The 21,435-nt window shown below is 72.3% G+C and carries 15 protein-coding genes and 3 tRNA genes; 6 read left to right on the plus strand and 12 right to left on the minus strand.

Annotated features, from left to right (window positions below; translation table 11 throughout):
* Window positions 1-96: 96 nt before the first annotated feature.
* On the plus strand, window positions 97-5,583 hold the full coding sequence (locus DEJ25_RS02795; protein WP_146240604.1) for a discoidin domain-containing protein: 5,487 nt from the start codon (window positions 97-99) through the stop codon (window positions 5,581-5,583).
* Window positions 5,584-5,851: 268 nt separating this feature from the next.
* On the opposite strand, the gene DEJ25_RS02800 is transcribed toward DEJ25_RS02795, so the two are convergent.
* Both DEJ25_RS02800 and DEJ25_RS02805 read right to left on the minus strand, forming a co-directional pair.
* Window positions 5,852-7,015: a PP2C family protein-serine/threonine phosphatase gene (locus tag DEJ25_RS02800; RefSeq protein WP_110905142.1), complete on the minus strand. Its 1,164-nt coding sequence runs from the start codon at window positions 7,013-7,015 to the stop codon at window positions 5,852-5,854.
* 62 nt (window positions 7,016-7,077) lie between these two features.
* Window positions 7,078-7,563: a MarR family winged helix-turn-helix transcriptional regulator gene (locus tag DEJ25_RS02805; protein WP_181427330.1), complete on the minus strand. Its 486-nt coding sequence runs from the start codon at window positions 7,561-7,563 to the stop codon at window positions 7,078-7,080.
* 118 nt (window positions 7,564-7,681) lie between these two features.
* Between DEJ25_RS02805 and DEJ25_RS02810 the strand changes: the two genes are divergently transcribed.
* A complete protein-coding gene (locus tag DEJ25_RS02810; protein WP_111043687.1) occupies window positions 7,682-11,239 on the plus strand; it encodes a proline dehydrogenase family protein in 3,558 nt (1,185 codons plus the stop codon).
* Window positions 11,240-11,377: 138 nt separating this feature from the next.
* Window positions 11,378-11,590, plus strand: a complete 213-nt coding sequence (locus tag DEJ25_RS02815; RefSeq protein ID WP_110905139.1) for a hypothetical protein — start codon at window positions 11,378-11,380, stop codon at window positions 11,588-11,590.
* A gap of 69 nt (window positions 11,591-11,659) precedes the next feature.
* Here DEJ25_RS02815 and DEJ25_RS02820 read toward each other — a convergent pair whose 3' ends face one another.
* The 6 genes from DEJ25_RS02820 to DEJ25_RS02845 all read right to left on the minus strand — a co-directional run bounded on the left by DEJ25_RS02820 (window position 11,660) and on the right by DEJ25_RS02845 (window position 15,866).
* On the minus strand, window positions 11,660-12,022 hold the full coding sequence (locus DEJ25_RS02820; RefSeq protein ID WP_111043688.1) for a hypothetical protein: 363 nt from the start codon (window positions 12,020-12,022) through the stop codon (window positions 11,660-11,662).
* Window positions 12,019-13,017, minus strand: a complete 999-nt coding sequence (locus tag DEJ25_RS02825) for an SDR family oxidoreductase (protein ID WP_110905137.1) — start codon at window positions 13,015-13,017, stop codon at window positions 12,019-12,021. Before DEJ25_RS02825 ends, DEJ25_RS02820 begins: the two co-directional genes overlap by 4 nt.
* Before the next feature lie 156 nt (window positions 13,018-13,173).
* Window positions 13,174-13,914: a YqjF family protein gene (locus DEJ25_RS02830; protein ID WP_258366396.1), complete on the minus strand. Its 741-nt coding sequence runs from the start codon at window positions 13,912-13,914 to the stop codon at window positions 13,174-13,176.
* Between the two features lie 122 nt (window positions 13,915-14,036).
* Complete coding sequence (locus DEJ25_RS02835) at window positions 14,037-14,930, minus strand: nitroreductase family protein (RefSeq protein ID WP_111043690.1); 894 nt, start codon at window positions 14,928-14,930, stop codon at window positions 14,037-14,039.
* A 29-nt stretch (window positions 14,931-14,959) separates the two neighbouring features.
* Window positions 14,960-15,328, minus strand: a complete 369-nt coding sequence (locus DEJ25_RS02840) for a hypothetical protein (protein WP_258366397.1) — start codon at window positions 15,326-15,328, stop codon at window positions 14,960-14,962.
* Window positions 15,329-15,428: 100 nt separating this feature from the next.
* On the minus strand, window positions 15,429-15,866 hold the full coding sequence (locus tag DEJ25_RS02845) for an Lrp/AsnC family transcriptional regulator (RefSeq protein ID WP_110905250.1): 438 nt from the start codon (window positions 15,864-15,866) through the stop codon (window positions 15,429-15,431).
* A 207-nt stretch (window positions 15,867-16,073) separates the two neighbouring features.
* On the opposite strand from DEJ25_RS02845, the gene ddaH reads away from it, so the two are divergent.
* Together ddaH and rocD are read left to right on the plus strand one after the other, a co-directional pair.
* Entirely contained in the window at window positions 16,074-16,967 is an 894-nt protein-coding gene (gene ddaH / locus DEJ25_RS02850) for a dimethylargininase (protein WP_220033152.1), read from the plus strand.
* Window positions 16,967-18,202, plus strand: coding sequence for an ornithine--oxo-acid transaminase (rocD, locus tag DEJ25_RS02855; RefSeq protein WP_111043691.1), 1,236 nt, complete (start codon window positions 16,967-16,969; stop codon window positions 18,200-18,202). Before ddaH ends, rocD begins: the two co-directional genes overlap by 1 nt.
* 210 nt (window positions 18,203-18,412) lie before the next feature.
* Here the strand turns inward: rocD and DEJ25_RS02860 are convergent, their stop codons facing one another.
* On the minus strand, window positions 18,413-19,414 hold the full coding sequence (locus DEJ25_RS02860; protein WP_111043729.1) for an SDR family oxidoreductase: 1,002 nt from the start codon (window positions 19,412-19,414) through the stop codon (window positions 18,413-18,415).
* Between the two features lie 294 nt (window positions 19,415-19,708).
* Here DEJ25_RS02860 and DEJ25_RS02865 point away from each other — a divergent pair, with 294 nt between their 5' ends.
* Window positions 19,709-20,719 carry an aldo/keto reductase family protein gene (locus tag DEJ25_RS02865; RefSeq protein ID WP_110905248.1) on the plus strand — a complete coding sequence of 337 codons (1,011 nt, stop codon included), beginning with the start codon at window positions 19,709-19,711 and terminating at the stop codon, window positions 20,717-20,719.
* 111 nt (window positions 20,720-20,830) lie between these two features.
* Here the strand turns inward: DEJ25_RS02865 and DEJ25_RS02870 are convergent.
* The 3 genes from DEJ25_RS02870 to DEJ25_RS02880 form a co-directional block, all read right to left on the minus strand.
* Window positions 20,831-20,903, minus strand: a tRNA-Phe gene (locus tag DEJ25_RS02870).
* A gap of 1 nt (window position 20,904) precedes the next feature.
* Window positions 20,905-20,981: transfer RNA gene (locus tag DEJ25_RS02875), tRNA-Asp, on the minus strand.
* Window positions 20,982-21,053: 72 nt separating this feature from the next.
* Window positions 21,054-21,126 (minus strand) — tRNA-Glu (locus DEJ25_RS02880).
* Window positions 21,127-21,435: the final 309 nt, after the last annotated feature.

Here is a 21,435-nt window from a genome sequence, read left to right on the forward strand (position 1 = left end):
CGTTCCGTCCCCGCCCCCGAAGTGGGGTGGGTGATCCCGCCCGGGTCCGTAGTTCTACCGACTGACGTCGCGTGAACGCGCCGATACCGTCGGACCGTGCCCCGACGCCACGCGGAACGACCGCGCAGAAGCCGCTCCACGCCCCGCACCACCGTCATGTCCGGATTCGTGGTGATGACGGTGATCGCCGCGGTCGTCGGACCCGCGACCGGTGCCAGCGCAGCCGACCTGGCGACCGACTCGACACGATCGGCGCCGACCCGCACCGCGGCGCCGACCCGCACCGCGCTGCCGACCCCCGCCACGGTGCCGACTCCGCCCACCGACGGCGCCCGGGTCGGTTCGGGGTCGTTCGCGCCCACGCCGCCGACTTCGATCAGCGACAGCGGAGACGTGCAGAAGACGGTGGACCAGCACCTGTACATCGACCCGTCCCAGGCGGGGAAGCCGGTGCCGACCAACCAGTGGTGGACCGACCTGCTGGTGAGCAAGTACTCCGGCGACATGTGGGCGTACCCGTTCGTGTCCTCGAACAGCCAGGACGGTACGAAGCTGACGTACCCGACGAAGTGGAACAGCGACGGCACCGCGATGCAGCTGGAGTCCCCGGTGACGGTGAGCGGCACGGTGACCCCCGCCGCCGACCCCTCGGACGAGCTGCTCGCCGACTTCGAGCACGGCGTCCCCGATGGGTGGACGAGCACCGGCACGGCGTTCAGCGGGGCGACGGACACCGCCGCGGGGCAGAGCCAGGTGTCCGGCTGGCTGGGCAACGGGTACCTGACGTCGTGGGGCGCGACGGGCGGGGACGGCGCCACGGGCACGATGACGTCGAAGCCGTTCACCGTCGACCACTCGACGCTCGCGTTCATGGTCGCAGGTGGGAAGCACGCCGACCAGGAGGCCGTGCAGCTCGTCGTCGGCGGGCAGGTCGTCGCCTCCGCCACCGGCGACGACAGCGAGCAGTTCCGCTGGGTCGACTGGGACGTCAGCGCGTGGGCGGGTCAGCAGGCCCAGCTCCGTGTCGTCGACTCGCTGAACGCCGGTTGGGCCCACGTGATGGTCGACCAGGTGCTCCTGACGGACGAGCCGGACGGGGTCGCGCAGCGGTTCTCGACGGCGTTCTCCGCGACCGAGGCGGACGCGCTCCGCTGGGGCGACTGGAACGTCAGCTGGCGGATGCCGCAGGCGGGTGCGGGCGGCCAGTACATGGACGTCACGAGCGTGCAGGGCAACCCGTACGAGTGGTTCGAGTACCACGGCATGACCCCGCGCCTGTCGGTGCGACCGGGTGCGACGATCACCGACGGTGCCGGCGAGCCGATCAGCTTCCCGTTCACGGGCGACCGGTTCGAGATCCGGCAGGGCGACCACGTGTTCGGCGTGCACGCGCCAGCCGGGACGACCTTCACCCGGAGCGGCAACGCCATCGACGCGTCCGCGGGCACGGCCTACCTGGTGCTCAGCGCCGTCCCGGCCAGTGGCCTCAGCCTCGACCGGTTGCAGCAGTACGCGTTCGCCGTGCCGCGCAACACCACGATGGACTACTCGTACGACCCGGCGGCGGGCCAGGTCGAGCAGCAGTGGTCGGTGCAGACCGACGCGTTGCAGGGCTCGAACCACGACACCGTGCAGGGCTGGTTGCAGCACCAGTACGCCGAGACGACGAACGACCTGCACTTCACCGGTGCCACGTACGCGACCCCGCGCGGCACGATGAAGACCACGATCGGCCACGACGGCTGGACCCTCGACTACGCCTTCACCGGCATCACGCCCACCGGCGCCTCACCGGAGGGGCAGGACGAGCGGGACGTGCTCCGGCAGTACCTCTCCGACTACGCCACGAAGACCACGTACGGCGGCGACACCTACTGGGGCGGCAAGGACCTGCAGCAGCTCGCCGAGTACATGACGGTGGCACGGCAGATCGGTGACACCGACGACGAGCGGAAGCTCCAGGCCACGCTCACGAAGGCCCTGACCGACTGGTACACGTACTCGACGGGGGAGAGTGAGCACTTCTTCGCCATGTACCCGACGTGGAAGGCGCTGATCGGCTTCGGTGACTCGTACGGGTCCGCGCAGTTCAACGACAACCACTTCCACTACGGCTACTTCGCCGTCGCCACCGCGCTCCTCGGGGCGGTCGATCCCGGCTGGGCGGAGCGGTACGAGGGCATGGCCACCCTGGTGACCAAGCAGTACGCCAACTGGGACCGGGACGACGACCGGTTCCCGCACCTGCGGACCTTCGGCGTGTGGGAGGGCCACTCGAACGCGGGCGGTGTCTCGTCCCCGGGTGGCAACAACCAGGAGTCGTCGTCCGAGGCGATCCAGTCCGAGGCCGGCCTGTTCCTCCTCGGCACGGTGCTCGGGAACGAGCAGATGCAGGCCACCGGCGCGATGGAGTACGTCACCGAACGCGCCGCGGTCCGCGACTACTACCAGAACGCCCACGGCAACACCGCGTCGAAGTCGTACGACGGCAACGGCGCGTTCCCCGACGCGTACCGGTACGGCCAGGCGGGCATCCTGTTCGACTCGGGCCAGGCCGAAGCCACGTACTTCTCCGGCGACCCCGCGTGGATCTACGGCATCCAATGGATGCCGACCGCACCCTGGTTCGACTTCTTCGGCTGGGACCCGGGCTTCTCGAAGGCGATCATGCGGCAGATGATGCAGGCGCGCCCACGGGTCGTCGGGCAGGACGGCGTCGTGAACGGCAACGCCGCCCACATCCAGATGCTCACCAAGAAGTGGTGGGGCGTCGGGACCTACGGCAACGACACGATCGCGCAGGACCGGAACGCCGCGATCGGTGAACTCGAGGACGCCGTCCGTGCCGCCGAGGCGAACCACCCCGGGTACGTCACGGCGAAGACGGCCGCGAACCCGCTGTACGACCAGGCGACCGGCACGCTCTTCGTCAGCACCGACGCGAACGGCGAGGTGGTGTTCCCGGCGCAGTACTGGACCCCGACGACGCTGCCCGCCGCACTCGTGCCCGCGAAGACCGACGGACCGACGGCGGACGAGCAGCCGAAGGACTGGCCCGTGCAGTCACCGCTGCTGCCGTACCTGTCGACCCGGTACACCGCCGACACGGCGACGATCAACCGGCTCTACTCGGTGGACCTGACGGACCACCGGCCCGGTACCGACACCGCGCACGCGGCAGCGGTGTTCAGCGACATGGGCGACGCGCTCGGCAACGTCGTGCTCGGCTTCCTCGCGCAGTACGACCCCGACACGTACCTCGACATCCACCGGGCACTGTGGAAGGCGAAGGACCCGGCCGTCACCGGGCAGTCGATGGCCGGCCTGGTCTACCACCAGGCGGCGTCGAACCGGACGGTGGGCACCGAGGTCACGGACCGGCACACCTCCGACCCGCTCAGCCAGGTGTTCCGCGCCGCCGACGGCACGTACTCCTACGTGCTCGACAACGTCGACGACGTCCAGCACTCCTACGAGGTCTACGACGGCCAGCGGGTGATCGGGGAGATCGCGGTCCCCGCGCACACCCAGATCACCTCGCACCTCGACGCCCACCTGGCCGAGATCGTGGTCGACACGGCGGACAGCCCGAAGACCCTCGTGCCCGGTTCCACCACGCGGTTCACGGCGACCGGGTACGACCAGTACGGCGCGACGATGCCGCTCGACGGGCTGACCTGGGACGCCAGCACCGGCAGCATCGCCGCCGACGGGACGTACGACGCCACGAAGCGCGCCGACAGCGTCACGGTCACCGCCTCGGTGGGGTCGGTCAGCGACACGTACCGGTTCCGGGTCGCCCCGGCTCCCGAGCTCACGTCGATCCGGGTCACCCCGGGCTTCGAGCAGCTCGTCGTCGGCACCCCGACGACGTTCGCGGCGGCCGGCAGCGACCAGTACGGCGACCCGCTCGCCCTGAGCGGTCCCGTCACCTGGGCCACGACCCTGCCTGGAGGCTCGGCCGACGACGGCAGCGTCCGTGCGGCTGCTGCCGGGGCCGGGTACGTCACCGCCACGAGCGGCGGGGTGGAGGGCAGCGCCGTCGTCTCGGCGGTCGCCACCGTCCCGGACCAGGCACTCCACGCCACCGCCGTCGCGACCTCGAGTGACGGGGGGAACAGCCCGGGCAAGGCCCTGGACGGGGACCCGACGACGCGGTGGGAGAGCGAGCACGGGCAGGACGCCGTCGACTACACCGTCGACCTCGGCCGTGCGACCGACGTCACCGACGTGGACGTCACGTGGGAGAACGCCGCCGCGAAGGAGTACGACCTGCAGGTCGCCGACGCCGCCGACGGCCCCTGGCGCACCGTGCGGAACGTGGCGAAGACGACGGCGGCGGCGGACCACGTCACGGTCGGCACCACCGCGCGGTTCGTGCGGATGCACGGCGTCGACCGCCTCACCCAGTACGGCTACTCGATCTGGTCGTTCGAGGTCCACGGCACCCCGTCGGTCTCGGCGCTCACCCCGTCGACGGTGCTGGTCGGACCGCGCACCACGCGCCTCCCGGCCGGCACCGGCACCACGCTCACCGCGTACGGGTTCGACGCGGACGGCGACGGCGGACCGGTGACGGCAGCTGCCGGCTCCGACGGCGCACCGGTGTGGACGATCGACGGCGGCGGCTCGGTCACCGGCGACGGCGCGGTCACCGCGGCTGCCACGGGTGGCGTCACCTCGACCGTGAGCGCCACCCTCGGCGGGGCCTCCGGACGGGCGACGATCACGACGGTGACGAACGGCGACGTCGTCGGCCCCGGTGACGGCAGCGACCCGGACCCCGGCACCGGCACCCCGCGGGACATCGCGGTCGGGAAGCCGGTGACGACGTCCTCCGACGAGCGCGCGGACCTGGGCGGCGAGCAGGCGGTCGACGGCAGTGGCTCCACCCGGTGGGCGAGCCGCGCGTCGGACGACCAGTGGATCGCGGTCGACCTGGGCGTCGTGGTCCCCGTCGACAGCGTGCGTCTCGACTGGGAGGCGGCGTACGCGGACCGGTACCTGGTCCAGGTGCGGACCACGACGGATGACGACTGGCGGACCGTCACCACCGAGGACCACGGGATCGGCGGCAGCGCGGTCCACGAGCTCGACGGGGTCCGGGCGCGGTACGTGCGGATGCTCGGCGTGCAGCGCCACACGGCGTTCGGGTACTCGCTCTTCGCGTTCCGGGTGCAGTCGACCGAGGGTGCACCGACGCCCGACCTGGCACGGCACGCCCCGACGACTTCGTCGGCGGACGAGGCCGCCGGTGTCGCCGCGCGGAACGCCACGGACGGCGACCCGGGCTCCCGCTGGGCGAGCGGTCACACCGACGACCAGTGGCTCGACGTCGACCTCGGATCGGCGCAGCCCCTCCACCAGGCGTCCCTGCGGTGGGAGGACGCGTACGGGTCCGCCTACCGGATCCAGGCGCGGAACGGGGCCGACGACGCCTGGACCACGATCGCGACCGTCAGTGACGCCGACGGAGGCACGGACACGGTCGACCTGTCCGGCACCTGGCGTCACGTGCGGTTCCAGGGCGTGCACCGGGCCACGCCGTACGGGTACTCGCTGTACGGGTTCGAAGTGCGCTGAACCGGGCCACGAAGAGGGCGCTCGGCCGGGGTCCGGGCGTGACGCAGCCCGGCGCTGTCCGCATCACGCCGGATCGGACGACCGGGGCGCTGCCGGCCGTTCCCGGGGGCCGCGGGCGTCGGTGGTGCCGGAGAGGCTGGCGGGAGTTCGTGTTCCTGTTCGGGTCAGGCGCACGAGCCCCGGTGCTGGCACCTGTCCGCAGGTGCCAGCACCGTTCCGTCGTTCCGTCGTGGCGTCGTGGCGTCGGCGCCCAGGACCCGCCGGAGGGTCAGTCCGCGTCCCGCGCCAGGACCGTCACGGTGACGTCGTCCTCGGCGTGCTCCGCGGCCCGCAGGCGCACCGTCTCGAGGAACGCGGCCGTGCTCGGCGCCCGGCGGAACGTCCGCCCGATGTCCGTCAGGGTGTCGATCGTCCCGTCGCCCAGGTCCAGCGCCCCGTCGCTCGCCACGAGCAGCGCGTCGCCCGGCTCGAGCACCAGGGACCCGAGGCGGAACGGGACCCCCTGCGGGTGCAGTCCGAGCGGCAGGTCTCGCGAGCGACGGATGTCCGAGGTGCCGTCTGCGTGCAGGTGCACGACGAGCCCGTGGCCGGCGTCCACGAAGTCGACCCGTCCGGTGCTCGGTGTCAGGCGGGAGTGGAACAGCGTGGCGAACGCCGAGGCGCGGCTGAGGTCCTCGCTGATCCGCGGCTCGACCGCGCCGACGGCGTCGACCGGCGGCAGGTCCTCGTGCTGCCGGAGCGCTGCCCGCAGTCCGGCGGCCAGCAGTGCGGCGGGCTGCTCCTTGCCCATGATGTCGGCGAGCGTGAACGTCACGGCGTCGTCGGCGACCGTCCAGTCGTGGACGTCACCGCTGAGGTCGCCGTACGGCACACTGAGCCCGGCCAGCGCGTAGCCCGGGACGTGGACGGGCGGCGGGGTCAGGGCCTCGACGACCTCGAGCAGCCGGTCGTGCTGCATGCCCTTCGTCAGGGCCTGTTCGGTCCAGCGTCCGAGGTCGATCAGCGCGGCCTCGTCCTGCGGGCTGAACTCCCGCGGCCGGACGTCCATCAGGCACAGGCTGCCGATCGTCAGGTCGCCCGGCATGGTCAGTGGGACGCCGGCGTAGAAGCGGATGCCGCGGCTCGTCACACCGGGCAGGTCGACGGTGCGCGGGTCGGCGAGCGTGTCCGGGACGACCGTCGGCCCGGGGCGCTGGACGGTCAACTGGCAGAAGGACCACTCGAGCGGCCCGGACGTCGGCTCGCCGGCCGTGTTCGGCGTCAAGGTGTGCAGGAGCGTGTCGTCGAGCAGGTTGACGTACGAGAACGGGACGTCGAAGACCTCGCGGGCGATCCGGACGATGCGGTCGAAGCGCTCGGACGGTGCGAGCCCGACGATGTCGAGCGCGGCGACGAGTGCCGCGCGTGCGGATCGTGAGCCGTCGTTGTCCATCTGCCCTCCCCCGCACAGTCGGTCCAGGGCATCCTCCCACGACGGGGACGGCGGCTGTCAGGTCAGGCGTCCCCCGGGACGAGGTCAGTGCCGGTGTCCACCGGACCGAGCGCCTCGAGGACGCGGTGCGAGACGGCCCGCAGCGTGTCCGCGTCGCCGGCCACGGGCCTCCAGAACAACTGCTCCAGCGCCGCCGTGTGCGCCCGGATGCCGGCGAGGACCGCGCGTCGGCCGTCCGCGGTCATCACGATCCAACTGCCGCGGCCGTCCGATGGGCAGTCGGCGCGCGCGACCAGCCCCCTGGCCACCATGCGCGTGACCTGGTGGCTGACGCGCGACTTCTCCCAGCCGATCCCGGCGGCCATGTCGCGGACCCGCAGCCGGTGCTCGGGGTCGCGGTGCAGGCCGATGAGGATCTCGAACTCGGGGATGGAGATGCCGGCATCCCGCTGCACGGCGACGTCGAGCGCCCGGTCCAGCCCGCGCCAGACGTCGTGGAACACGTCCCACGTGGCCCAGTCGTGGCCGTCAGCGCCGTGCTCCACCATCCCGCCAGCGTATCCGCGAGGGCAGCTCGTCGGGCCGGGATCATCCGTTCGGCTGACTCCGGGACGGCACACGGGCGCCTCCGAGGAGACGTCGGGGGAGCGGCCTACGATCGAGACCATGCCGCCCGCACGCCTCCAGGACTGCACCGACGACGCGTCCGCCCTCGTCGGGCGCTGGCTGGACGCCTCCGGCGGCGTGAAGCCCGAAGCCCGAGCGGCCCGGCTCGCCGAGGTCCTGCGCGACGAGCGCGGTCTCGACTTCGCCCGCGGGTTCGTCGACAAGGTGATCCGGCCGGACGACCCGAAGGTCGCCGCCCGGAACCTCGAGAAGGCCAGCCGGGACGTCCCGGACTTCCTCGCCTGGTACCTCCGCGGCGCCGTGACCGTCGGTGGTGGCTTCGCGACGATGGCGCCGTGGGCGGTCATCCCGTCTGCGCGCCGGGTGCTCCGCCGATTGGCCGGACACCTGGTCGTCGACGCCCCGCCGGCCCGACTCGGCGCAGCGCTCGGCAAGCTCGCCGGCCCGGGCACCCGCCTCGACGTTGCACCCCTCGGCCCGACCGTGTTCGGTCCCGCCGAGAGCGACCGCCGCCTGGCCTGGATCACCGACCTGCTCGGTCGCGACGACGTCCCGGCGGTGTCCTTCGCGGTCGCGGACGTCGTCCCGCCGACCTCGCCGTGGGCCCTCGACGACGCCACCGAGCAGGCGGTCGAGCGGCTCGTCCCGGTGTTCCGCGCGGCGGTCGCCGCCGACAGCACCGTCACGCTGCTCGTCGACGGCCCGCACGACCTCGACCTCTCCGTGGCCGTGTTCCGCACCCTGCTCGACCAGGACGAGTTCGCCCACGCGACCGCGGGCATCACGCTGCCGGCGTCGCTGCCCGACAGCCTCGGCGTCCTGGCGTCGCTCACCGAGTGGGCGACCGCCCGCCGGTTCCGCGGCGGCGCACCCGTCCGGGTCCGGCTCGTCGACGGTGCCCACCTGGCCGAGGAACGGGCCGACGCCCTCGTGCACGGACGGCCACCGGGCGTCTGGACCGACCGGCGGCACATCGACACCGCGCTCCTGCGCCTGCTCGACGCCGCACTCATGCCGGAGCACACCGATGCCGTGCGGATCGCGCTCACCGGGTGGGACCCCGTGCTGGTCGCCGCCGCCCGCGTGCTCGCCGACCGTCGCGGGGTCGCAGACGCGCTCGAGGTCGAGATGCTCCTCGGCATGACGGGCACCGTCCTCGAGGCCGTCCGCGCCGACGTCGGCACGGTCACCCTCGTCACCCCCGTGGTGCACCCCGACGAGTTCGACGCGGCGATCCCGTACCTCGCCCGCCGGTTGCGCGAGGGCGCTGCCGGCCCCCTGACGTCCGGTGGCGGCACCGACGACGAGCGGGCCGCCGAGACCGAGCGCGCACGTGCCCGCCTGACCGACGCGGTCGCCGCACTCGGGCACCCCGCCCCGGCCACCCTCCGCACGCAGGACCGCCGCGTCCCCCTCGGCGCCCCCGAGATCCGCACCGTGCACCCGCCCGCGGTCGACACCGACGCCGGGGTCGACGCGAACCGGCAGTGGGCGGCCGACCTGCTCCGCCGCGTCCCCCGCTCGCAGCTCGGCACCGCCACCATCCGCGGTGCCCGCGTCACCGACCGCCCCCGCCTCGAGCGGACCATCGCGCGCACCGCGCAGGCAGGCGTCAACTGGGGCCGACAGGACCCGCAGGACCGCGCCGAACTCCTGGACCTCGTCGCCCACGAGCTGGAGGCCCGCCGTGCCGCCCTGGTCGAGGTGGTCGTCGCCGAGACCGCGATGACCCTGACCGAGGCCGACCGGCAGGTCAGCGGTGCCGTCGACGCCGCCCACCACGCCGCCGACCGCGCCCGACACCTGGTCGACGTCACGGGAGCGACCTTCGTCCCGCCCCGGCTGACGGTCGTCGTCGCCCCGTGGAACTCGCCGCTGACCACCCCGGCCGACGGCGTGCTCTCGGCGCTCGCCGCCGGCAGCGGCGTCGTCCTCAAGCCGTCCCCGCTCGCCAAGCGGTCCGGCGCGGTGCTCGCCGACGTCCTCTGGGACGCCGGGGTCCCGCACTCGATGCTCCAGCTCGTCGACCTCGACGTCAGTGAGCTCGGCCGCGACCTCGTCGCCCACCCCGCCGTCGACCGGGTGCTGCTCACCGGGTCGCCCGACACCGCCCGCTCGTTCCGGTGGTGGCGCGCCGGCCTGCCGCTCCTCGCCGACACCGGAGCGGTCTCGGCGGCCGTCGTCACCCCAGCGGCCGACATCGACCAGGCCGTCCGCGACGTCGTCGCCTCGGCGTTCACCCAGTCCGGGCAGGCCAGTGCGTCGATCTCCCTCGTGGTGCTCGTCGGGTCGGTCGGCGAGGACGGCGTCGAGAGCCGGTTCCTCCGCCAGCTGGCCGACGCCACCCGCGCGCTCCGCGTCGCCTGGCCCACCGACCCGGCCGCGCAGATCGGGCCGCTCGTCGTCGAGCCGACCGGGGCAGCGCGGGCCGCCCTGACCGACCTCGGCCCGGGGGAGTCCTGGCTCGTCGAACCCCGGCTGCTCGACGAGTCCGGTCGGCTCTGGTCCCCGGGCGTCCGCGTCGGTGTCCGTCCCGGCAGCGCCTCCACCCACCCGGAGGTCGGCGTCCCGGTGCTCGGGGTGGTGCAGGTCGAGACACTCGAACAGGCCATCGCGATCCAGAACGGCAGCGACCACGGCCTGGTCGAGGCCCTGCACACGCTCGACGTCGACGAGGTCGCCCTCTGGACCGACCGGGTCGACGCCGGCACGCTCGTGGTGAACCGTGCCACGACCGACACCACCGTCGTCCGGCAGCCCGCCGGCGGTTGGGGGAGTTCCTCGGTCGGTGCCGTCGCGAAGCGTGGCGGCCCCGACTCGGTCGCGATGCTCGGCCACTGGGAGCCCGTCCCCCGCACCGTGCACAAGAGCATCCAGCTGCACGGGCTGCCGCCGCGGGTCACGGCCCTCATCGAGTCGTCCCGCAGTGGTCTGTCCTTCGAGGAGTTCGACCAGGTCCGCGCCGGTGCCACCAGCGACGCCCAGGCGCGCGAGGAGCGCTTCGGTCGGTCCAGGGACACCGCGGACCTCGGCGTCGAACGGAACGTGCTGCGCCACCGCCCGCAGTCCGTGGTCGTCCGGCAGTCCGAGGGTGTCAGCACGGGGGACCTCATCCGGACCCTCGCCGCAGCGACCGCTGCCCGGGCGCACGTCCTGCTGAGCACCGCCCGCGCGCTCCCCGGGCCGCTCACGCAGTTGCTCGCGAGCGGTCGGTCCCCGCTCGACGTCGTCGACCACCTGGTGGAGACCGACGACGAGTTCCTCGCTCGCGCGGCATCCGGGGCGCTCCTCCACGAGCAGTGGTCGGGAGGGGCCGCCGAACCGCAGGACGCCATCGACATCGTGTTGTCGCAGGGCTTCGAACCCCGGCAGCACACGGCCTTCGGTGGGCCGGGATCGCGGATCCGCCTGCTCGGCGGCGACCCCCTCGCTCTCGAGGAGGCGCTCGGCGCTGGCATCGACACCGCCATCCACGACGCCCCCGTCGTCGAGGCCGGCGTCGTCGAGATGGCGCACTACCTCCGTGAACAGACGGTGGTCGTCACCGCGCACCGGCACGGCGACGTCGACCCCGAGTTCGCCCGCCTCCGCCTCTGACGTCGGTTCCGCGCATCGGACGGGAGGCCCTGCCCACGTCCGGCGAACCGCCGGCGTGATCCGGGCCTCCCGTCCGTCCCCGGCACGACCTGGGGTGCGCCCGTGAGCCGCTGCCCGGCGCGGCGTAGCGTTCGTGCCATGAGTGCAGAAGAGCGTGACAACGGCGTCCAGTCCGAGCCGATCATGGACGGTGCGACCGACGCGACGAACGATGAGAAGCTGCACGGTCTCGTGCAGCAGGTCCAGCACGACCACGGTGACGAAGGTGCCGGCGTGATGGCCGACCACCTGCGCGACCGTCTCGACGAGACCGGCGTCGAGGCCGAGGACCCGGCCTCCGAAGTCGAGTAGCAGCACGCGGGTACGCCCCCGCCGACCATCAGGTCTGCGGGGGCGTCCTGCGTCCGGGGGTGCTGCCGGTCAGCGCTGCCCGCGACCGACGAGGGCGACCTCGAGCACGGTGAGGAGCGTCGCGATCCAGAGCTGTCGGACGGCGAACCGCCGGGACTGCCGATCGATCAGGGCGAGCGGGACCATCGTCACGCCGTGTGTGGCGTCGACCACCGCACTGACGGTGTGGGCGTCGGCCGTCCCCGCGCGCAGGACGAGTCCGGCCTGGCCGAGCTGACGGACACCGAGGACCCGACCCAGCACGGCCGGACGCCCGAGGGCGCGGCGGGCGCCGAGCAGGTGGGTGATGCCGATGCCGGCACGCAGGAGCTCGACCGCGAGCGCCCGCTGCCCACGGGTACCGAGGCGGCCGCCGAGGCCCGCGCGGCTCATCGGCGGCGTCCGGCTGCCGTGGCGACCGCGAGTCCCGCGACGCCGAGGGCTGCGCCGACGATCCCGTTGCCGAGTCGGCGGTGTTCCACCCACCACGTCTGTGGCGACCACTCGTGCGCCTGCTCGTCGAACACCCCGTGCGCGCCGTGGTCACCGGGCACGGGCTCGTACAGGTTCGACGGGAGTTCCTCGCCGTCCTTCTCCTCGGTCTGCTGACCGCTGACCAGGGTCTTCGCGGCGTACCAGTCGGCGAACCGACCGCTGATGCGGTTGGCGAGGATCGTGTACACGGTCGACTCGCCGACCCAGGTGCGGCGGCGAGGGCGTTCGGCGGTGGTGGCGATGGCGCGGGCACCGACCTCGGGCTGGTAGATCGGGGCGACGGGTTGCGCGTGGTGCGGGAGCGTCGACTTCACCCAGTTGAACTGGATGGTGTTGAGGGCGGGCATGTCGACCCGGCTGACCTGCACGTCGCTGCCCTGCTCGATCAGCTCGGACACGACGGACTCGGTGAACCCGACGATCGCGTGCTTCGCCCCGCAGTACGCCGCCTGCAACGGGATGCCACGCGAACCCAGGGCCGAACCGACCTGGATCACGTGTCCGGAGTTGCGGGGCACCATGCGGCTGAGGGCAGCACGGGTGCCGTTCACGAAGCCGAGGTAGGTGACGTCGAGTGCCCGTTCGAAGTCCTCGGGCGCGGTGTCGAGGAACTTGCCGAACACCCCGACCATGACGCCGTTCACCCACAGGTCGATCGGGCCGAGTTCGGCCTCGACGCGGTCGGCGGCGTCCTCGACGGCCTGGCGGTCGGACACGTCCGCGACGAGGGCCAGACCGCGTCGGCCCGCCGCTTCGACCTCGGCGACGGCCGCGTCCACCCCGTCCGCACCGCGTGCCAGGACGGCGACGTCCCAGCCGCGTGCGGCGAGCTCCCGGACCGTCGCCCGTCCCAGTCCAGCCGATCCACCGGTCACCACAGCCACTCGAGTCATGCAGCCCTTTGTACGCGGGGCCCCTGCGGCACTGCGGTCAGCCGCTGTCCCCCGGCGCGGGGCGTCGGCCCGGGGCGGGCAGGCCGGGACCTGGGCGCGGGCCCGGCCCGAGGTCCGTTCCCGAAGTCCGGGCCCGGCGTCCGGGCCCGGCGTCGCTCAGGCGCGCGGACCGGCGAACCGCGTCACGACCCCGGGGGAGTACAGCACCGAGTCCGGTTCGAGTTCGGTCAGCGACACCGGGAGCCCCGCCGCCCCGATCAGGTCGTCGCGCAGCCGGGTGAGCGAGGCTCGGTGCATCACCCACGGGTCGTGCTCGTTCGGCCACCACGACGTCCGCCCGGCACGCCCCACGTGCATGCCCCACCGCGCAGTGAGGAACGACTCGAGCGCGGTCGGCTCGGAGATGGGCTCGCCGACCTCCACCTCCAGGAGGGACCGCAGACGCGATCCGTGCCGGTGCACGGCGTACGCGGTCCGGTCCCCGTGCTGCCGACGGGCGACCCGCGCCCAGTGGTACGGCGTGCCGGTGACGACGCGCGCTGCCGCGGCGGGCAGGAACTTCCCCGCGTCGAGCGACAGGAACACGACCCCGCGGCGCCCCGCGTCGTCGCGCGTGTAGACGCGGACGTTGACCTCGAGGAAGTCGCCGACACGGCCCGTCCGTCCGAGCGGCCCGAACGGCGGGAACCGGGTGTCCTCGAAGCTGAACGCGATGAGGCCCACCCACGTCGTCACCCCGTCGTCGGTGCCGTCCGGTGCGATCGTGTCGGGTCGGGTGCCCGACGGCAGCAGCGGCGCCACCGCGGAGACGTCCACGCGCCAGTGCACGAAGACGACGTCGCGCCAGGCCTGCTCGATCCAGGGTCGCCCCGGCAGGGCGGGTGCGGTCGGCGTCACGGCCTGGGCCCCTACGGGCCGGTTCTGGCGCGTTGCGGAGCTTGCGGAGCTTGCGGAGCGGCGTGCCAGCCGAGCTCGCAGGGAGAGGCTGGGCGCTCCCCCGTCGGGCAGCGTCGCGGTCATCAGGTGGTCCCGTCCGTCGTCGTGGTCCGGTCCATCGTGCTCGGCCCCGCTGTGCCCTGCCCCGCTGTGCCCTGCCCCGTCGGGCCCGACCCCACCACCGGCTGGTCGTCCCAGCCCTGCTGCGGCGTCGCGCACGTGCCGCGGAACACGTACTGCGAGGGCCGCTTCCGCTCGTTCGACACCCAGTCGATCGCGGGTCGGCGGCGCTCGGGCGGGGTGTACCCGATCCGGTACACGGCCATGAGTTCCAGCTCCGGCGGGACCTCGAGCAGCTGTTCGACCTGGTTCCAGGACTCCTCGATCTCCATCGGGAACGACACGAACTGGATCCCGAGGCCGAGCTCGGTGGTCGCCAGCCAGATGTTCTCCATCGCCGCTCCCATGCTGAACACGGAGTAGAAGGCGTTGCGGGCCTCCTTCCGGTACTCGGCCCGGTCGAGCATCACCCCGAGCAGCAGCGGCGACCCGGCGACGAGCTTCCGGTTCTCCTCACCCAGGGTCTGCGGGACCCGGAGGGCGTTCATCAGGAACTGCCCCCGCTTCGTGAACACCTGGTTCGTGAACGGACGGAGCGGCTTCGGCAGCTTGTCGAACAGCATGCCGTCGCGACGCTCGTCCATCTCGGCCTGCGAGAACCGGAAGTACGGCCGGTACCGCTCGAAGAACGTGCCCCGGGACATGGTCGTCGTCATCGCGCTGCCGCTGATGTCCGCGATCCGGTCGATCGTGTCGCGCTCCTCGACGAGGACGAACCGCCACGGCTGGCTGTTCAGCTGCGACGGCGCCCGCCCGGCCAGTTCCACCAGCAGGCGCTGGTGCTCCTCGGACACCGGGTCCGGCAGGAACGCCCCGTTGGTGGTGCGTCGGCGCCGGATGGCCTCGATGAGTTCCACTGCTGTCCTCCCGGTACGGCGGCATGCGGTCATTGCCGCGCCAGGACCGCCCCCAGGTAGGACGGCGCTGCGGCGACCGCGACTCTCCAGTGTGCTCCGCCCCGTGGGTTGGTGCGTGGAGCGAGCGCCAGCGGGACGAGCGCCGGCAGCAGGAACAGCGCCGCGCGGGACCGTGTCCACAGCGGTGTCGTCGCGGCCGCTCCGGTGAGCACGGCGGTCGCCACGAACAGCCCGTGGTGGACCACCCGCAGCCGTCGGGTGCGGATCAGGCGCAGCGCGACGGCGGTGCCCCACAGGCAGTTGACGACGTAAGCGACGGTCGCAGCGGCGACCATCCGCCGGGCGGTGACCGACCCGGGAGGCACGCCGAGCCTCCCGGCTGCCGTCCCACGTCCCATGGACGCGACCCTACCCTCCCGCGAAACGCAACCCGGGCGACTGCGCGCAAGGGGATACCGCTGCGAGATGACGCCCACGTTGCGTTTCGCGGGAGGGGGGTCAGTCGGAACCGCGGCTGACGAGCTTCGACAGCACGATCGCAGAGCGGGTGTGGTCGACCTGCGGGGCGAGGCGGACGCGGTCCAGTGCTTCTTCGAGGGCCGGCAGGTCCCGTGAGCGCATGTGCACCACGGCGTCGGCACTGCCCGTGACGGTGCCGGCGTCGACGACCTCGGGCACTGCGTCGAGCAGGGTGCGCAGTTCGTCGGGGGAGACTGTGCCGCGGCAGTAGAGCTCGACCCAGGCCTCGGTGCCACGGTCGTCCACGGCGGGGTCCACCTTGATCGTGAAGCCCTGGATCACGCCGTCGGCGACGAGCCGGTCGACGCGGCGCTTCACGGCGGAGGCGGAGAGCCCGACGACCGAGCCCATGTCGCCGTAGCCGGCGCGGGCGTTCTCCCGGAGCTGGTCGAGGATGCGGTGGTCGAGCGAATCCATTGTCCGCATCCTACGCGGGGTCGTTGCGAGCGGATGCGGCGGGACGCATGAAATGTGCGTGTCGAGCCGTGCCATCGAACGGCCCTCCTGTGCAAGGATCAGGGCAGGCGTCGACCTGGTCCGCCTCCGGCGAGTGAGCCTGCATCTCGTCGGAGCTCTCACCGTGGTGGTTCCTGGCAGGCTCGGGCCCCGGTCCTGGAGGACCTCGTGTCGAACACCGCACCCCAGCCCACTGCCGCCGCCCCGCAGCGTACGGCCACGCACCGCACCGTCCTGATGTGCAAGCCGACCCACTACACGGTCAGCTACCGGATCAACCCCTGGATGCACCCGGAGGAGCCGACCGACACCGCGAAGGCCGTCGCCCAGTGGCAGAGCCTGGTCGACGTCTACGAGCAGCTCGGCTTCGAGATCCACCAGATCGCACCGATCGAGGGCCTGCCGGACATGGTCTACGCGGCCAACGGCGGCTTCGTGCTCGACGGTGTCGCCTACGGTGCGAAGTTCCAGTACCCCGAGCGTCAGCCCGAGGGCCCGGCCTACATGGACTGGTTCCGTCAGGCCGGCCTGACCGTCGCCGAGCCCGAGGAGACGAACGAGGGCGAGGGCGACTTCCTGCTCATCGGCGACACGATCTACGCCGGCACCGGCTTCCGTTCGGACAGCACCTCGCACGAGGAGCTCGCCCGCGTGTACGGCCGGGAGGTCGTCACGCTCAAGCTCGTCAACCCGAGCTTCTACCACCTGGACACGGCCATCGCGGCGCTCGACCCGGTGCCGGACGCGTCCGGCCGCTCCAACATCGCGTACCTCGAGAGCGCCTTCGACGAGCCGTCCCTGGCGATCCTGCGCGAGCGCTTCCCGGACGCGATCATCGCGACCGAGGAGGACGCCGCCATCCTCGGCCTGAACTCCTACTCCGACGGGTACAACGTCGTGATCGCCGCGCGTGCCACCACGTTCGCCTCGCAGCTCCGCGAGAAGGGCTACAACCCGATCGGCGTCGACCTGTCCGAGCTGCTCCTCGGCGGCGGCGGTGTGAAGTGCTGCACGCTCGACCTGCACCCGATCGGCACCGGTACCTCCGTGGCACGGTCCTGATGCCCACGGACACCGGACGCACCCCCGGGCCGGCGACCGTGGCGGCGCTCGCCGTCGAGGACCGTGCCCTCGCGCACAACTACAGCCCGCTGCCGGTCGTCATCGCGTCCGGCCACGGTGCGACGGTCACGGACGTCGACGGCCGCACCTACCTGGACGGGCTCGCCGCCTACTCGGCGGTCAACTTCGGGCACGGCAACCCGCGCCTCCTGACCGCGGCCCGTGACCAGCTCGACCGGGTGACGCTGACGAGCCGTGCGTTCGTCACCGACCGGCTCGGCCCGTTCGCCGAGGGGCTCACCGCGCTCACCGGCACCGAGATGATGCTGCCGATGAACACCGGCGCCGAGGCGGTCGAGTCCGCGATCAAGGTCGCCCGCGCCTGGGGCTACCGCGCCAAGGGCGTGCCGCAGGGGCAGGCCACGGTCATCGTCGCGAGCGGGAACTTCCACGGCCGCACGACGACGATCATCTCGTTCTCGGACGACCCCGACGCGCGGAACGACTTCGGGCCGTACACGCCCGGGTTCCGCACCGTCCCGTACGGGGACGCGGCGGCACTCCGGGAGGCGATGGACGAGACCGTCGTCGCCGTGCTGCTCGAGCCGATCCAGGGTGAGGGCGGCGTCGTCATCCCGCCGGCCGACTACCTGCCCGCGGTCCGCGAGGTCTGCGACGAGTTCGGCGCGCTGTTCATCGCCGACGAGATCCAGTCGGGCCTCGGACGCACCGGCCACACCCTCGCGGTCCAGCGCGTGGACGTGACGCCGGACCTGATCACGCTCGGCAAGGCCCTGGGCGGCGGGATCGTTCCGGTGTCCGCGGTGGTCGGCCGGGCCGACGTGCTCGGGGTGCTGCGGCCGGGGGAGCACGGCTCGACCTTCGGCGGCAACCCGCTCGCAGCCGCCGTCGGCACCGAGGTCGTCGCGATGCTCGCCGAGGGCACGTTCCAGCAGCGGGCGCTCGACGGCGAACCGGTGCTGCGCGGGTTCCTCGACGAGCTCATCGGCCAGGGCGTCGTCGCACACCGCGTCGCCGGGCTCTGGGCCGGGATCGACATCGACCCGGCGCTCGGCACCGGCAAGCTGGTCGCGAAGGAGCTGGCCGCCCGAGGCGTCCTCGTGAAGGACACGCACGGGTCCACGATCCGCTTCGCGCCGCCGCTCGTCGTCACCGACGAGGAGATCGCCACCGCGATGCAGGCACTCGGCGCGGTCCTCCGCGACGTGGCCTAGCCGCCCGTCGGTCGCGCGGCCGCCGGCGCGAGCCGCCCACGCACAACCGGAACCGGTCCGAACCACGAACTCCCGTGGTTCGGACCGGTTCCTGTTGTGCCCCTCCCGGCGGCACCGCGGCGCGGCGGGGCAGGGGCGCGGGGCGCGGGGCGGGCGGACGGGAGGCGCAGGACGGCTCCGCCACGCGCCTCCCGTCCGACAGTCCGCGCGCTAGACGCGACCCGGCGCGTACGCCTCGGCCAGCCGGTCCATGAGGGCGTCCTTCTCCTCGTCGACGACCTGCGCCTCCGGGTGCGCGTCGTACCAGGCGACCAGCTCGCGCGCGCCCTCGCGGAACGACGTGCGCGCCGCCCACCCGGGCACGAGCGTCCGGACCTTGCTGTTGTCGAACACCATGCTGTTCGCCTTGTCGCCGACCACGCCGGCGCCCCACTCCGGGTCCGCGGCCATGATCGCGTCCGCTGGCACGTGCACGATCTGCGGCTCCGGCGCTCCCGCGGCGGCGGCGACCTCCTGGTGGATGCGGTCCCACGTCGGCGACTCCTGGCCGGTGATGTGGAACGCCTCGCCGATCGCCTCGGCCCGGTCGAGCACCCCGACGAACGCGACCGCGAAGTCCCTCGCGTGCGTGATCGTCCACAGCGAGGTCCCGTCGCCCGGCACGACGACCGGCTTGCCCGCACGCATCCGCGCGACGACCGTCCACCCGCCGTCGAACGGCAGCAGGGTCTCGTCGTAGGTGTGCGACGGCCGGATGATCGTCATCGGGAAGTCGTCCTGCCGGTACGCGGCGACCAGCAGGTCCTCGCACGCGATCTTGTCCCGCGAGTACTGCCAGTACGGGTTCTTCAGCGGCGTCGACTCGGTCACCGGCAGGTGCGTCGGCGGGGTCTGGTACGCCGAAGCCGAGCTGATGAACACGTACTGCCGGGTCTTGCCGGTGAAGAAGTCGATGTCGGCCTGCACCTGGTCCGGGGTGAACGCGACGAAGTCGATGACGACGTCGAAGGTGCGGTCGCCGATCGCCGCCGCCAGCGCGTCCCGGTCCGCCACGTCGGCCTGGAGGCGCGTCACCGCATCCGGTAGGGTCCGCTTCTCCGTCGTGCCCCGGTTCAGCACCGAGACGGCGAAGCCCTGGTCCACCGCCTCGCGCACGCAGGCGGCACTGATGATGCCGCTCCCGCCGATGAACAGCACGCTCGGTCCGGTCATGGATGCTCCCTTGCTCCCGGCGGTGCGTCCGCGCACCGCGCCTCTTGCGATCCTGCACCGTCGCGGCCGCGTCCCGTCACCGGTGGCGCACCGCGCCCGCTCGACGAGCTCGCTTCGGGCGTCCGTGCCCAGGCACGATCGTCGAGAAGACCCCGGAACGATCACTGGCCACGGCCACATCGCCGGGGTCACGTCGTTCTCGGAACGGTTCCTGCTGGATCGGCGGTACTGACCGCAGGACTAGCGTCGCGAGCGGTGCCGCATCGACGCGGCCGCGACAGGAGTGACAGACACATGGAGTACCGCTACCTCGGCAACTCGGGCCTCAAGGTCTCCGAGATCACCTACGGCAACTGGCTCACCCACGCCTCCCAGGTCGAGAACGACGCGGCGATCGCCTGCGTCAAGGCCGCCCTCGAGGTCGGCATCTCGACGTTCGACACCGCCGACGTGTACGCGAACACCGGCGCCGAGACGGTCCTCGGCGAAGCGCTGAAGGGCGAGCGTCGCCAGTCGCTCGAGATCGCGACGAAGGTCTTCGGCCCGACCGGTCCCAAGGGCCACAACGACACCGGGCTCTCGCGGAAGCACATCCTCGAGTCGATCGACGGCTCGCTCGGCCGCCTGCAGACCGACTACGTCGACCTGTACCAGGCGCACCGCTTCGACCACGAGACCCCGCTCGAAGAGACCATGCAGGCGTTCGCCGACATCGTCCGTCAGGGCAAGGTCCTGTACGTCGGCGTCTCCGAGTGGACCGCCGACCAGCTCCGTGCCGGTGCCGCGCTGGCGAAGGACCTGGGCTTCCAGCTCATCTCGAACCAGCCGCAGTACTCCGCGCTCTGGCGGGTCATCGAGGAGGAAGTCGTCCCCACCTCGAAGGAACTCGGCATCTCGCAGATCGTCTGGTCCCCGATCGCCCAGGGCGTCCTGACAGGGAAGTACCAGCCCGGTCAGCCGCTGCCCGAGGGCTCCCGCGCGACCGATGACAAGGGCGGCGCGAAGATGATCGAGCGCTTCATGAACGACCAGGTGCTCACCGCCGTGCAGGAGCTCAAGCCGGTCGCGGACGAGCTCAGCCTGTCGATGGCGCAGCTCGCCGTGGCATGGGTGCTGCAGAACGAGAACGTGGCGTCGGCGATCATCGGAGCCTCGCGTCCGGAGCAGGTGCACGACAACGCCGGCGCTGCCGGGGTGCAGATCCCGGCCGAGCTGATGTCCCGCATCGACGACGCCCTCGGTGCCGTCGTCGAGCGCGACCCGGCGAAGACGAACGACAGCAGCCCGAAGACCCGCGAGGCGTAGACCGCGCTGCCCGGCCGGGACGAGCCTCCCGGCCGGCTGCGACCGCCGAGGCAGTTCGCCTGCGCGCGCAACGCAAAAGAGCCCCCTACCGAAGTAGGGGGCTCTTCACTGTGGCTGGACGCGGCGTCGATCCGCGGACCTTTCGATTTTCAGTCGAACGCTCTACCAACTGAGCTACCCAGCCGTGGCGACCCTGACGGGACTTGAACCCGCGACCTCCGCCGTGACAGGGCGGCACGCTAACCAACTGCGCTACAGGGCCATATGGAATTGCTTGTGTTGCTGGTCTTGCTTCGGTGTCGTTCTGTTCTGCTTGCTGTCCCCCGGTGAGGAGTGACCCCAACGGGATTCGAACCCGTGCTGCCGCCGTGAAAGGGCGGTGTCCTAGGCCACTAAACGATGGGGCCGCAAGCAGTGCATCGCGCTACCGATGGACAAGCATACGGACGGTCGGCCCTCTTGCCAAATCGAGCCCGCCGAACGATCCGCTTGGGCGTGTCGCGCTACCTCGACGGACCCTCAGGGAGTCGCCGGAGCGGGCTCCCGAGGAGCGGGCCGGCCCGGTGCGAGCATCGATGCTGACCTCTCACCCTCGAACGGGGTGTTCCTCGGCTGACCCATGTTGTTACTGTTGCGTCTGTTGACAGTGTGACGTGCGCCACGCCGGACTGTGACGAAAACGAGACCCATGTCGACTCCCTCCCTCCTCCCCGCTC

Origin of the sequence: Curtobacterium sp. MCPF17_011, assembly GCF_003234145.1 — a bacterium.
GTDB lineage: Bacteria > Actinomycetota > Actinomycetes > Actinomycetales > Microbacteriaceae > Curtobacterium.